Origin of the sequence: Microbacterium sp. MMO-113 (genome assembly GCF_037148555.1) — a bacterium.
GTDB lineage: Bacteria > Actinomycetota > Actinomycetes > Actinomycetales > Microbacteriaceae > Microbacterium.
The window spans coordinates 820,935-833,130 of sequence record NZ_JBBCTD010000001.1; the positions used below are offsets into that span (position 1 = coordinate 820,935).

17 protein-coding genes and 2 tRNA genes are annotated in these 12,196 nt (G+C 69.0%); 8 read left to right on the top strand and 11 right to left on the bottom strand.

From position 1 onward, the window contains the following. Nucleotides 1-5: 5 nt before the first annotated feature. Both WFJ36_RS03885 and WFJ36_RS03890 read left to right on the top strand, forming a co-directional pair. Nucleotides 6-323, top strand: a complete 318-nt coding sequence (locus WFJ36_RS03885) for a hypothetical protein (protein WP_071328758.1) — start codon at nt 6-8, stop codon at nt 321-323. After that, complete coding sequence (locus WFJ36_RS03890; protein WP_083391695.1) at nt 307-888, top strand: hypothetical protein; 582 nt, start codon at nt 307-309, stop codon at nt 886-888. Before WFJ36_RS03885 ends, WFJ36_RS03890 begins: the two co-directional genes overlap by 17 nt. 6 nt (nt 889-894) lie before the next feature. Here WFJ36_RS03890 and WFJ36_RS03895 read toward each other — a convergent pair whose 3' ends face one another. The 6 genes from WFJ36_RS03895 to orn all read right to left on the bottom strand — a co-directional run bounded on the left by WFJ36_RS03895 (nt 895) and on the right by orn (nt 3,494). Next, nucleotides 895-1,392 (bottom strand): DUF2017 family protein, encoded by a 498-nt coding sequence (locus WFJ36_RS03895; RefSeq protein ID WP_336642687.1) that lies wholly within the window; start codon nt 1,390-1,392, stop codon nt 895-897. Next, entirely contained in the window at nt 1,389-1,688 is a 300-nt protein-coding gene (gene clpS, locus WFJ36_RS03900; RefSeq protein ID WP_071328556.1) for an ATP-dependent Clp protease adapter ClpS, read from the bottom strand. Before clpS ends, WFJ36_RS03895 begins: the two co-directional genes overlap by 4 nt. Continuing rightward, nucleotides 1,679-2,026 (bottom strand): metallopeptidase family protein, encoded by a 348-nt coding sequence (locus WFJ36_RS03905; protein ID WP_025103385.1) that lies wholly within the window; start codon nt 2,024-2,026, stop codon nt 1,679-1,681. Before WFJ36_RS03905 ends, clpS begins: the two co-directional genes overlap by 10 nt. 32 nt (nt 2,027-2,058) lie before the next feature. Continuing rightward, entirely contained in the window at nt 2,059-2,688 is a 630-nt protein-coding gene (locus WFJ36_RS03910) for a LysE family transporter (RefSeq protein WP_336642688.1), read from the bottom strand. Nucleotides 2,689-2,755: 67 nt separating this feature from the next. Next, a tRNA-His gene (locus WFJ36_RS03915) sits at nt 2,756-2,831 on the bottom strand. A 36-nt stretch (nt 2,832-2,867) separates the two neighbouring features. Continuing rightward, nucleotides 2,868-3,494: an oligoribonuclease gene (orn, locus tag WFJ36_RS03920; protein ID WP_071328557.1), complete on the bottom strand. Its 627-nt coding sequence runs from the start codon at nt 3,492-3,494 to the stop codon at nt 2,868-2,870. Nucleotides 3,495-3,555: 61 nt separating this feature from the next. On the opposite strand from orn, the gene WFJ36_RS03925 reads away from it, so the two are divergent. Beyond that, a tRNA-Arg gene (locus tag WFJ36_RS03925) sits at nt 3,556-3,628 on the top strand. A 28-nt stretch (nt 3,629-3,656) separates the two neighbouring features. Here the strand turns inward: WFJ36_RS03925 and WFJ36_RS03930 are convergent. Beyond that, complete coding sequence (locus WFJ36_RS03930; protein ID WP_083391696.1) at nt 3,657-3,929, bottom strand: hypothetical protein; 273 nt, start codon at nt 3,927-3,929, stop codon at nt 3,657-3,659. Between the two features lie 206 nt (nt 3,930-4,135). Here WFJ36_RS03930 and WFJ36_RS03935 point away from each other — a divergent pair, with 206 nt between their 5' ends. From WFJ36_RS03935 to WFJ36_RS03950, 4 genes are all read left to right on the top strand, one after another. After that, nucleotides 4,136-4,591 (top strand): single-stranded DNA-binding protein, encoded by a 456-nt coding sequence (locus WFJ36_RS03935; protein WP_292789545.1) that lies wholly within the window; start codon nt 4,136-4,138, stop codon nt 4,589-4,591. A gap of 9 nt (nt 4,592-4,600) precedes the next feature. Continuing rightward, complete coding sequence (locus tag WFJ36_RS03940) at nt 4,601-5,086, top strand: DUF6993 domain-containing protein (RefSeq protein ID WP_292789547.1); 486 nt, start codon at nt 4,601-4,603, stop codon at nt 5,084-5,086. Nucleotides 5,087-5,166: 80 nt separating this feature from the next. Beyond that, the gene (gene ettA, locus WFJ36_RS03945) at nt 5,167-6,846 is read left to right on the top strand and encodes an energy-dependent translational throttle protein EttA (protein ID WP_025103391.1); all 1,680 of its coding nucleotides are present in this window, start codon (nt 5,167-5,169) and stop codon (nt 6,844-6,846) included. Between the two features lie 7 nt (nt 6,847-6,853). Next, complete coding sequence (locus WFJ36_RS03950; protein WP_025103392.1) at nt 6,854-7,342, top strand: acyl-CoA thioesterase; 489 nt, start codon at nt 6,854-6,856, stop codon at nt 7,340-7,342. Nucleotides 7,343-7,350: 8 nt separating this feature from the next. On the opposite strand, the gene WFJ36_RS03955 is transcribed toward WFJ36_RS03950, so the two are convergent. Further along, entirely contained in the window at nt 7,351-8,238 is an 888-nt protein-coding gene (locus WFJ36_RS03955) for an acyl-CoA thioesterase (protein WP_336642689.1), read from the bottom strand. Between the two features lie 50 nt (nt 8,239-8,288). On the opposite strand from WFJ36_RS03955, the gene WFJ36_RS03960 reads away from it, so the two are divergent. Continuing rightward, the gene (locus WFJ36_RS03960; protein WP_071328560.1) at nt 8,289-8,954 is read left to right on the top strand and encodes a hypothetical protein; all 666 of its coding nucleotides are present in this window, start codon (nt 8,289-8,291) and stop codon (nt 8,952-8,954) included. 31 nt (nt 8,955-8,985) lie between these two features. On the opposite strand, the gene WFJ36_RS03965 is transcribed toward WFJ36_RS03960, so the two are convergent. From WFJ36_RS03965 to WFJ36_RS03975, 3 genes are read right to left on the bottom strand one after another with little or no spacing between them, the layout of a single operon-like run. Further along, nucleotides 8,986-10,650 (bottom strand): FAD-binding dehydrogenase, encoded by a 1,665-nt coding sequence (locus WFJ36_RS03965; protein WP_336642690.1) that lies wholly within the window; start codon nt 10,648-10,650, stop codon nt 8,986-8,988. Continuing rightward, nucleotides 10,647-11,096, bottom strand: a complete 450-nt coding sequence (locus tag WFJ36_RS03970; protein WP_025103396.1) for a globin — start codon at nt 11,094-11,096, stop codon at nt 10,647-10,649. The genes WFJ36_RS03965 and WFJ36_RS03970 overlap by 4 nt, the downstream gene beginning before the upstream one ends. Further along, nucleotides 11,093-12,169: a mechanosensitive ion channel family protein gene (locus tag WFJ36_RS03975; RefSeq protein ID WP_336642691.1), complete on the bottom strand. Its 1,077-nt coding sequence runs from the start codon at nt 12,167-12,169 to the stop codon at nt 11,093-11,095. The genes WFJ36_RS03970 and WFJ36_RS03975 overlap by 4 nt, the downstream gene beginning before the upstream one ends. Nucleotides 12,170-12,196 lie beyond the last annotated feature (27 nt).

Sequence of the window (12,196 nt, forward strand, 5' to 3'; positions counted from 1 at the left end):
GGAACATGCCGAACATTGCACTGGAACTCGGGAATCAGGTCGCGTCTTTCGGCGTGAAGAGCGCGTACGGGGAACCGCAGGAGATCGATGGCGTCACCGTCACTCCGGTGGCGTTCACCTACGCGGGCTTCGGCGGAGCCAGCGGGGACGGCGGAGAAGGTGGCGGAGGTGGCGGCGTCTCGGTGCCGGTGGGCGTCTACGTCCGTCGTGAGGAGGGCCTGCGCTTCGAGCCGAACATCGTGACGCTCCTCGTCGTGGCCGTGCCCTTCGTCTGGGTCACCGGTCGGGCCCTCACGCGCATCATCCGTGCCCTCAAGAAGTGACGATGCGGTCGCAGCCGCCCTCTCGCAGGCCGCGACGCTGATCGTCGAGGACGTGCGCGCACTCGCGGCGTCCAATCCTGTCGTGATCATCGACGGCGGAAGCGGCGCCGGCAAGACCTCCCTGGCTGCGCGCGTGGCACGCGCCTGGCCGGTCGCCGGTCGTGTGCAGGTGATCGCGCTGGATTCCCTGTATCCCGGATGGGACGGGCTGGACGGCGGCGCGGAGCGGGCCCTCGATGGCATCCTCCGGCCGCACGGGCGCGGCCTTCTCGGGGCCTGGCGTCGCTGGGACTGGGAGCGCGGCGAGGAGGCGGAGACGCATGCGGTCGATCCCGCACTCGGCGTCATCGTCGAGGGCAGCGGGATCCTGCGTCCGTCCACCGCACGGCTGGCCGACGTCCGCGTCTGGGTGGAGTCCGGGGAGCACTCGCGCAAGTCGCGGGCACTCGCGCGGGACGGAGACACCTATCGCCCGCACTGGGACCGGTGGGCGGCGCAGGAGCGCCGTCACGTCGAGCGGGACAGCCCCCGCGAACTCGCCACGCGGGTGGTCGAGGTTCCCTGAGCGCACTCAGCGGAGGGCGTAGGCGTCGCTCTCATCCACGGCTTCGATGAGGAGTTCGAGGCGGTATCCCAGCCAGTCGTACACCGCCTGACCGTCGCCGCCGACGTCGGGCGCGTCGTCGGTGATGCCGAGGCGCGTCGCGATCACGAGGCGGATGGCGGTGAGGGTGCGCAGCCAGGCGTCCACGTCTTCGCGGCGCACCCGAACGTCGCGGGAGACACGGGCGTCCTCGTCGGTCACCTCGGCGTCCGGATCGAACACCTGCAGCGACGCGCGCATCGTGCGGGCGTCGTGCAGGCGGCGGTCGAGGAGATCCGCGCGGGTGGCCGACGCGAAGGCGACCGAAGCATCGTCGTCGTCCGGGTAGGCGTTCGGGGTCAGCCGCGCCACCCCGGGGTCATCCTGTTCGGTATCCCGGAGCAGTTCCATGAAGTCATCGACGAGCCGGGCCAGATGCATCCCCTCGATCATGGCGACGGAGAGGGTGATCGGTGGGGTGTTCATACGGCCTTCCTGACGGTGGCCCAGAGTCCGTAGTCGTGCATCGCCTGAGCGTGCACCTCCATCGTTTCGCGGGGGCCGGTGGCGACGATCGCGTGTCCGTCGTGGTGGACGGCGAGCATGAGGCGGGTGGCATGCTCGCGGGTATAGCCGAAGTAGGTGCGGAAGACGCGGACGACGTAGCTCATCAGATTCACCGGATCGTTCCATACGACGACCTCCCAGGGCTCCAGGGGCGCAGCGGAGAGATCGGTGGCTTCATCGATCTCGGGAAGAGCGGTCGACACGGTCAGGCCCATCCGAGCTCGTGCAGGTGGGCGTCGTCGATGCCATGGAAGTGCGCGATCTCGTGGACGAGGGTGGTGTGGATCTCGTCGCGGAGTTCGTCGATGTCCTCGCATTGCGCGAGGTGCGGCTCCCGGTAGACGATGATGCGGTCGGGCAGCTCACCCATCCCGTACTGCGTGCGTTCCGGCAACGCGAGGCCGTCGTAGAGGCCGAGGAGATCCAGGCTCCCGTCCTCAGGACGGTCCTCCACGACGAACACGACGTTCTCGAGCTGCTCGACCATCTCGTCGGGCAGCTGGTCGAGCTCGTCGATCACGAGGGCCTCGAAGGCCGCGGCGTCCATGTCCATCCCCTCCAGCCTACGGGGGTGCGATGGGATCCTCAGTGCAGGAGGACGAGCAGCGCCGCGACGCCGATGAAGAGGCTTCCGAACACGGTGTTGAGGATCCGCTGGCCGCGCGGGGAGCGGGTGAGGCGCCGGAACGGGCGCGCCGCCGTGGCGAAGAACCCCCACATCACCAGGACGTCGACGACCACGACGGTGGCGACAAGAGCCAGATACTGGGGAAGCGGAGGCTGATCGAGCCGGATGAACTGCGGGATGAAGGCGAGGAAGAAGACGATCGCCTTGGGATTCAGCAGGTTCACCCAGAACCCGCGGCGCATCATCGACCAGTGGCTCTCCCGGGCATCCACCGGATCCGGCGCGTCGTCGAGCGCCGGAGCGGGGCGGGTCAGGATCAACCGGATGCCGAGGTACACGAGGTAGGCGGCTCCGGCGTATCGGATGAGGTTGAACGACACGTCCGAGCGCGAGACGAGGAGCCCGACGCCCGCGGCGACGATCACGACATGCACGATGAGCGCGATCTGCTGGCCGATGATGCCCCAGATCGATCGTTTCCAGCCCTGCGTGAGGGAGTTGGACATCGTGTTGATCGCGCCGGCCCCCGGCGTGAAGCTGATCACCACGGATGCGGTGAGAAGAGAGAACCAGACCGCCAGTGACACCAGGACAGTCTAGGGCCGCGGGAGAGGCGAAGAGGCTCGGACCAAACCGGTCCGAGCCTCTTCGAGCTGGGGTGAGTAACGGGGCTTGAACCCGCGACCTCCTGGACCACAACCAGGCGCTCTACCAACTGAGCTATACCCACCATGCGCCCGCCGAAACAGGCAACCCCACGAGTCTATTACATGTTGGAGGCGAACTCCGACACGGTGCGCGCGGCGATCTCCTTGGCGTCGTCGCTGGAAGGCCCCGGCTCGTCCACGAAGACAGCGTCCCGGTAGTACCGGAGCTCGCGGATGGACTCCAGGATGTCGGCCAGCGCGCGGTGGCCGCCGTCTTTCGCCGGAGCCTGGAAGAACACCCGGGGGTACCAGCGACGGGAGAGCTCCTTGATGCTGGACACGTCGACGTTCCGGTAGTGCAACCACTGGTCGACCTGCGGCATGTACTTCGCGAGGAACATCCGGTCGGTACCGATCGTGTTGCCGGCGAGAGGTGCGCGGCGCTCGAGCGGGACGAAGCGGCGGATGTAAGCCAGCGTCTGCTCCTCGGCCTCCTGGAGGGTGACTCCGTGCGGGATCTCGTCGATGAGCCCCGAGGTCTCGTGCATGGCGGTGACGAAGTCGTTCATGTGCGCGAGCGCGTCCGCGCTCGGACGGATGACGACCTGGAAGCCGGGGTCGAGCGGACGGAGCTCGAAGTCGGTCACCACCACGGCGATCTCGACGAGCTCGTCGACCGCGAGATCGAGACCCGTCATCTCGCAGTCGATCCAGACGAGGCGGTCGTTCTCCGAAGCAGTCACCATGTCGCCATCCTATCGACGGCCCCGACATCCAGCGGGGGAGCGCGGTACGGTAGAGACGTCCGCCTCCGTAGCTCAGGGGATAGAGCAGGAGCCTTCTAATCTCTTGGTCGCAGGTTCGAATCCTGCCGGGGGCGCAGGGAAATCCGGTCGAGACGACCGCTGTCAGCAGTGCCGCAGCGCGTCGACGGCGTCATCCGCGCGCCAGAACTCGCCGATCAGCCGGAAGCCGCCCGTCGCCAGGTGCAGCCGCTCCGCGCGGTAACGGAGGCCCAGAGGGTCGGCCACCACCCGCAGATGGCCGAGGACGTGATCGCGGCTGTCCTGGACACGCCACAGGTGATCGGCGGCACGGACGAGATGTTCTCGGCGCGATGCGAGCGGCGGTGCGGCGAGGGGCACTCCGGGAGCGGGGATCGAAGCGGTGGTGGCGGTCATGGTCTCTCCTTCCATGGTTCGAACGTACGACCGACCACCGACATTTGCCCGGGCCCCGGTATCCGCGGATGACCTGGCCTCTTCTGCACAATACACCGCCGCTCGAGCCTGTCCACGGATCACGGGATCGCGTCCCCGCCACCTGCTCTGCGCGGTGCACGCTGGAGGGCATCCGGCCGCCGAGCCGGCAGCGAGAGGACGAACAGATGATCGACACGGTGACCGTCGTCGGGAGAGTCGCGACGGAGCCCACACCCGGGCGGACGAGCGCAGGAGTGCCTGTCACGAACTTCCGGCTGGCGAGCACGCACCGGCGCTTCGACGCTGCGAGCGGTTCGTGGGTGGACGCAGGGACCAACTGGTTCTCGATCGCGGCTTTCCGTCAGCTGGCGGAGCACGCGCGGGCATCGCTGCGGGTCGGGGACAGCGTCATCGTCTCCGGACGGCTCCGGGTGCGCCCGTGGGAGAGCAACGGGAAGCAGGGGACGAGCGTCGACATCGACGCGGACACGATCGGGCATGACCTCCGGTGGGGGACCACGGCATATCGGCCGAGCGCCAGGCCCTCACCGGCGGAGGAGGGGGAGAGCGGTGACCTCTCGACGGCGGATCACGAGGTGCGCGGCGCGTGGGATCAGCCAGCGGAGAGCGAGGCGGCTTAGACTCTGCTCGTGCTCCGATCGGTCCTCCCGTCCCGCGCTGCGGCGCTCGTGCTCGTCGCCGGTGTCTCGGCCGCCGTCCTCGCCGGATGCGCGCCGGAGCCCGCGGCCACGCCGACTCCCACGGTGACGACCACCGCCGATCCGACGCCGTCCGCCGCTCCGGCTCTGGTGCCGGACGGGAGCGCCGAGGACAACCTCCCCGTCTTCACGGCGGTGGCGGAGCGGGTCTGGGGGACGGAGCAACGCGGGGAGGGGCGCGCGTACGTCGACGGTCTCGTCGCGGCGGGATTCGATCGGGACGCCATGCAGCTCACGCCGGACCAGTCGACGGTCGGGAACCCGGCGGAGAGCATCCAGTTCTCGGTCCGCTGGGGCGAGGAGGAGTGCCTGATCGGACAGGTCGGTCCCTCCACCGGTGCCGTCGTGACCACGGTCATGCCCCAGCTCGCCGGCGGGCGGTGCCTGGTGGGCGCGACGCGGCCGATCGACTGGTGACTCGCGTACACAGATAAGCCCACTCGCGGCCGGTAGGCTGGAGTGTCGATCTTCGACGCCAACAGAAGGAGCGGTTTTCGGTGGCTGAGTACATCTACTCCATGGTTCGTGCGCGCAAGGCGGTGGGCGAGAAGCTCATCCTGGACGACGTCACGATGGCGTTCCTGCCGGGCGCGAAGATCGGCATGGTCGGCCCCAACGGCGCCGGAAAGTCGACGATCCTCAAGATCATGGCCGGGCTCGACACCCCGTCCAACGGTGAGGCCAAGCTCTCGCCGGGGTACTCCGTCGGCATCCTCATGCAGGAGCCGGAACTCGACGAGTCGAAGACGGTCCTCGAGAACATCCAGGACGGCATCGCCATCAAGGCCAAGGTCGACCGGTTCAACGAGATCTCCGCGCTGATGGCCGATCCGGACGCCGACTTCGACGCACTCCTCGCGGAGATGGGGACGCTGCAGGAGGAGATCGACGCGGCGGACGGCTGGGACCTCGATTCCCAGCTCGAGCAGGCGATGGACGCCCTCCGCACCCCGCCCGGCGACGCGGCCATCGCTCCGCTCTCCGGTGGCGAGAAGCGCCGCGTGGCGCTGGCCAAGCTGCTGCTGCAGAAGCCCGACCTGCTGCTCCTCGACGAGCCCACCAACCACCTCGACGCGGAGAGCGTGCTCTGGCTCGAGCAGCACCTCCAGTCGTACAAGGGCGCCGTGATCGCCATCACCCACGACCGGTACTTCCTCGACCACGTGGCCGAGTGGATCGCCGAGGTCGACCGCGGACGCCTCATCGGCTACGAGGGCAACTACTCCACGTACCTGGAGAAGAAGGCCGAGCGCCTCGACATCCAGGGCAAGAAGGACGCCAAGCTCGCCAAGCGCCTGAAGGACGAGCTGGACTGGGTCCGCTCCAGCGCGAAGGGGCGGCAGACGAAGTCGAAGGCGCGTCTGGCACGGTACGAGGAGATGGCGGCCGAGGCGGAGCGGACGAGGAAGCTGGACTTCGAGGAGATCCAGATCCCCGCCGGTCCTCGACTCGGTAACGTGGTCATCGAGGCCAAGAACCTCAAGAAGGGCTTCGACGGCCGGTCGCTCATCGACGGTCTGAGCTTCAGCCTTCCGCCGAACGGCATCGTCGGCGTCATCGGCCCGAACGGCGTCGGAAAGACGACCCTGTTCAAGACCATCGTCGGGCTGGAGCCCCTGGACGGCGGCGATCTGAAGATCGGCGAGACCGTCAAGATCAGCTACGTCGACCAGTCGCGGTCGTCGATCGACCCGAACAAGACCCTGTGGGAGGTCGTCTCCGACGGCCTGGACTTCATCACGGTCGGCAAGACCGAGATCCCGTCCCGTGCCTACGTCTCGAAGTTCGGTTTCAAGGGCCCGGACCAGCAGAAGAAGGCCGGCGTGCTCTCCGGTGGTGAGCGCAACCGTCTGAACCTCGCGCTCACCCTCAAGGAGGGTGGCAACCTGCTCCTCCTCGATGAGCCGACCAACGACCTCGACGTCGAGACGCTGAGCTCCCTGGAGAACGCGCTGCTCGAGTTCCCCGGCTGCGCGGTGGTCATCACCCACGACCGGTGGTTCCTCGACCGGATCGCGACGCACATCCTCGCCTACGAGGGCACGGACGAGAAGCCCGACCAGTGGTACTGGTTCGAGGGCAACTTCGAGGCCTACGAGCAGAACAAGATCGAGCGTCTCGGCCCGGACGCGGCGAAGCCCCACCGGTCGACGCACCGCAAGCTCACCCGCGACTGAGGCGGCCATGAGCACCGACTCGCCGGGTTCCCGCCTGCACATCCCGATCCACCTCCGTTGGGGCGATCTGGATGCGTTCAACCACGTCAACAACACCTCGATGCTCAAACTGCTCGAGGAGGCGCGCGTCCGCGCGTTCTGGCGTGCGGGGCCCGGCGAGGAAGCGCCGTCCACCGCTGTCCTCGACTCCGGGATCGAGGAAGGGATCCTGACGCTCATCGCGCGGCAGGAGATCGAGTACCTCGCTCCGGTTCCGTACCAGCGGCGCCCACTCGAGGTGCAGATGTGGTTCGGGAAGCTCGGCGGGTCCAGCGTCGAGGTCTGCTACGAGGTGCACAACGACCCCGCCGCCGAGCCGCGTGAGCTCTACGCGCGATCCACCGCGATCATCGTGCTCGTCGACGCGGGCACGGGACGGCCGACACGCCTGACGGCGGAGATGCGCGAGGCGTGGGAGCCGTACGTCGGTCCCTCCATCGAGTACGCACACCGCTGAGCACAGCGTCAGCGATCCTCGGGAACCCGGATCATGATCTCCTGCGCGACGCTCGCCACCAGGGTGCCCTCTCGGGTGTAGACCCGGCCTGTCGCCAGACCGCGACCGCCGCGGGCGCTCGGCGACTCCTGCACGTAGAGGAGCCATTCGTCCACGCGCGCCGGACGGTGCCACCACATCGCGTGGTCCAGACTCGCGACCTTCAGCCCAGGGAGCGACCAGGACACCCCGTGGGCGCGCAGGATCGACTCCTGGATCGTCATGTCACTGAGGTAGGCGAGTGCGGCACGATGCAGCCGCTGGTCATCGGGGAGCGGGGCCCGAAGTCGCATCCACACCGCCTGCCGCGGAACCCTCTCATCGTCGTTCGGCAGATAGAGCGGGGAGTCGACGTGCCGGATGTCGGCGGCACGCTCGCTCAGCATGCGCCGTGCGCCGCCGGCGAGGCCGGGCACACGGTCCTCATCGGGAGCGAGGTCTTCCGGGACGGGCACACCGGCGGGCATCGGCTCGGCATGCTCCACCCCGGGGTCGGCATCCTGGAACGAGGCGATCATCGAGAAAATCGGCACCCCGTTCTGGTACGCCTGGGTGCGGCGGGTGGAGAACGAACGTCCGTCGTGGATGCGGTCGACGGCGATGGTGATGCCCTGGCTCGCATCGCCGGGGCGGAGGAAGTAGCCGTGCATCGAGTGGACGGCGCGGTCCTCCGGGAGCGTGCGCTCCGCGGCCACGAGGGTCTGCGCGAGCACCTGTCCGCCGTAGATACGACCGCTCGGCATCGGGTGCGATGAGCCGGTGAAGATGTCCTCGGTGGTCCGCGCCTGGGTGGCGTCGAGGTCGAGGACGTCGAGAAGACGCTCCACGGTCTGGATGGCGTGCTCTTCGGCGCTCATGTGTTCCCCTCCGCAGCCCCGGGTCGCCGCTCGTTGGTAGTTTAGAACGCGTGACCCCTCAGCTCCTGCTCGCCGATCCGGACACGGCGAAGGATGTCCTCACGTTCACGGGCCGCGCGGCCCGGGTGTCCGACGAGGGTGTGCGTCTCCAGGCTCATCAGGGCGTCCTGGCGCTCACCACGGCGGTCCTCGCGCCTCAGGGGCTCTTCGATCAGACGCCGACGATCCTTGCCATGCGCATCGTCCGTGCCGACCCGGAGCTCGAGTGCGACCTCGTGATCGACGCCCTGAGCCCGACGGACGACCCGCAGCGCCTCGGGCTGCCGGAGACCGCTCTCTCGCCTGCGTGGGCCGGTGTCGCGCCGCCACGACAGGGATGGGCGCTGGAGTCGACGCTTCCCGCCTCCGTCGTCGCACAGCGCGCGCAGTGGGGCATCTCCGCGGTCGCGCACGGCGCAGGACCGGGATCCGGCGAAGAGGCGGTGCGCGCGCTCCGCGCGGCGATCTGGGGCGAGCCGGACGACGACCTCGCCGGCCTGCCGCGAGGCGTCGCGTTCGCCGCAGACGCGCTCGGCTTCATCTCCGGTGAAGAGGATGTGCCCGTCACGCGTTCCGGTCGTTGGACGCGGCTCGCGTTCCGCCGCGGCCATGTGCTCGCGCGCGGTCCCGTGGCCTCCGGGCTGACCGGCGTGCGAGCCACCGGCACCCGGGCCTGACGGGGGCACGGGACCGGCGGGCAGCTCGGGATCAGCCGAGGGCAGCCGCTGCGCGTCCGGCCTGACGGCCGGAGAACAGGCACCCGCCGAGGAACGTGCCCTCCAGGGCTCGGTAGCCGTGCGCGCCTCCGCCGCCGAAGCCGCTGGCCTCGCCCGCGGCGAAGAGACCGGGAATCGGCGCGCCGCTTCCATCCAGGGCGCGACCGTCGAGATCCGTGTTGATCCCCCCGAGGGACTTCCTGGTGAGCACGTGCAGCTTGACGGCGATCAGCGGCCCGGCGGAGGGGTCCTGGAGCCGATGCGGGGCCGCGGTGCGGATGAGCTTGTCGCCGCGGTAGGCCCGCATCGAGCGCAGCATGCCGATCTGCGGGTCCTTGCTGAACTCGTTGACCATCTCCCGGTCGCGGGCGACCACCTCGCGACGTACGGCGTCGATGTCCAGGAGCTCGCCCCCGGGGTGGGCCGCCATCTGCTCCAGCAGCGACTCCAGGTCGTTCTCGACGATGAAGTCCTCGCCTTCGTCGAGGAACGACTGCACGGGCCCCGTCGGCCCTTTCGCGAGGCGGGATTTGAGGAGCAGGGCCACGTCCTTCCCCGTGAGGTCCGGGTTCTGCTCGCTGCCGGACAGGGCGAACTCCTTCTCCACGATCTGCCGCGAGGTCACGAACCAGGAGTGGTCGTGGCCCGTCCGCCGCAGGTGCTCGAGCGTGCCGAGGGTGTCGAAGCCGGGGAAGAGCGGCACGGGGAGCCGGTGTCCGGTCGCGTCGAGCCACAGTGACGAGGGCCCGGGCAGGATGCGGATGCCGTGCTGCGGCCACACCGGGTCCCAGTTCGTGATGCCTTCCACGTAGTGCCACATCCGGTCGCCGTTGATGAGGCGGGCTCCGGCGGCGGCGCTCACGGTCTGCATCGAGCCATCGACATAGGCCGGCACGCCGGAGAGCATGTGCGCCGGGGGAGTGCCGAGGTGCGAGGGCCAGGCCGCGCGGACGAGGTCATGGTTTCCGCCGATGCCCCCGGAGGCCACGATCGTCGCCGTCGCGTCGATCTCGAACGCGCCGATCACGTCTCGGGACGAGGGGACGCCCCGGGCGGAGCCGTCCGACGCCAGCACGCTCCCGCGCGCACCGGTCACGCGTCCATCGGTGAGGATGAGTTCCTCGACGCGGTGTCGGGCGAGGACGGTGAGCCGTCCCTCGCGCTCTCCCTGCTCGACGGCGGCCGCGAACGGCGCGACGATCCCCGGCCCGGTGCCCCACGTGATGTGGAAGCGAGGGACCGAGTTCCCCGGACCGAGGGCGCCGTAGCCGCCGCGCTCGGCCCAGCCGACCACCGGGAAGAAGCCGACACCGCGGGCGCGGAGCCACGAGCGCTTCTCGCCGGCCGCGAACTGCAGGTAGGAGTCGGCCCAGCGCCGTGGCCACTCGTCCTCGGGGCGGTCGAATCCGGCGGTGCCGAACCAGTCCTGGGTCGCGAGCTCGAGCGAGTCGGTGATGCCGAGGCGGCGCTGTTCCGGAGAATCCACGAAGAACAGCCCGCCGAAGGACCACCACGCCTGCCCGCCCAGGTTCGTCCGCGGTTCCTGGTCCACGATGACGACCCGACGCCCGGCCTCGAGGGCCTCCGCGGCGGCGACGAGACCCGCCAACCCCCAACCGATCACCAGGACGTCTGCGGTCGGGGGTGTGGTCGTCATGGGGTCTCCGTTGATTCCTGACGGGAGCGGGTCTCCAGGGTCGTGCGCCCCTGCGGTGCCGTGCCGATGCCGGACGGCTCGAATGTGTTCACCATGGCATAGGCGGCGCGCTCCAGGTAGTCCCAGAGAGTGGTTTCGTGCAACGGGGACAACTGCGCCTCGTCCACGGCGGTGCGCATGTGACGAAGCCAACGATCCCGGGCGTCGGGGTCGACCCGGAAGGGCATGTGACGCATCCGCAGGCGGGGATGGCCGCGGGTCTCGCCGTAGGTGCTCGGGCCGCCCCAGTACTGCTCGAGGAACAGGAGCAGGCGCTCCTCGGCCGGACCGAGGTCCTCCTCCGGGTACATCGGCTTGAGCACGGGGTCGAGGGCCACCTCGCGATAGAACACCGAGACGATCTTCGCGAACGTCTCGCGCCCACCGACCTCGTCGTAGAACGTCACTTGTCTGCACTCCCGTCGCCGCCGGTGTTCTTCTTGCGCCGCCAGATGCCGCGATCCGGGATGACGGGCACCCCGGTGACGGCGTTGGGGCGCGTCTTCGGCGGGTTGGCGCCCCGGACGCGGCGCGCACCCTCCAGTCCGGTGGGCACGACGTCCGCGAGACGCGGCACGTCGATCTCCTTCTCCAGCAGAGCGGCCCGGAGACGGCGTCGGAGCTCCTGCGCCACGTCGTCGCGCGCGTTCGCCCTGGTCTTGATGACGGCGCGCACCACGAGGGCGTCCCCGTCCACCGACTCCAGGCCCCACAGTTCCGGCTTCTCCACGATGCGGGTGCGCCACTTCGGGTCTTTCGCCAGGCCCTGCGCCGTCTCCAGCAGGATGTGCTCGACCTGCTCGAGGTCGGAATCCGGCGCCACACCGATGTCGACGATGGCACGTGCCCAGCCCTGCGACATGTTCCCGATCCGGGTCACTTCGCCGTTGCGCACGTACCAGAGGGTCCCGTTCACGTCCCGCACCTGGGTCACGCGCACACTGACGTACTCGACGACGCCGCTCGCCAGCCCGAGGTCGACGACGTCGCCGATGCCGATCTGGTCCTCGGCGACGAGGAAGATGCCGTTCAGCACGTCTTTGACGATGTTCTGGGCACCGAAACCGAGGCCGGCACCGACCGCCGCCGTGAGAAGGGTGAGCGATCCGAGGAGAGCATTGTCGATCGCGTTGACGATGAGGATGATCGCGACGATCACGAGCATCACGTTGACGATGTTCTGCAGGATGGTGCCGAGTGTGCGCGTGCGCTGGACCAGCCGCATGTCGGCCAACGGGGAGCGTTCCAGCGCCTGCGTGTCGTCGACGGCGGCCTTGTTCTTGGCGGTGTCGACGATGCGGTGCACGACCCGCCTGATCACCCGGCGCAGTACGAGCGCGATGAGGACGCAGGCGCCGATGATCAGGGCGATCTGGAGGAGCTTGCCGCCGACCTTGGTCAGCAGCGCGAGCATGTCCACCACCCACGGGGGGAGTTCGGCGGGCGTCGGCGTGGGGGTCGTCTCAGCGGATATCAGCATCGTCTCGATGGTACCGAGAGGGCCTCT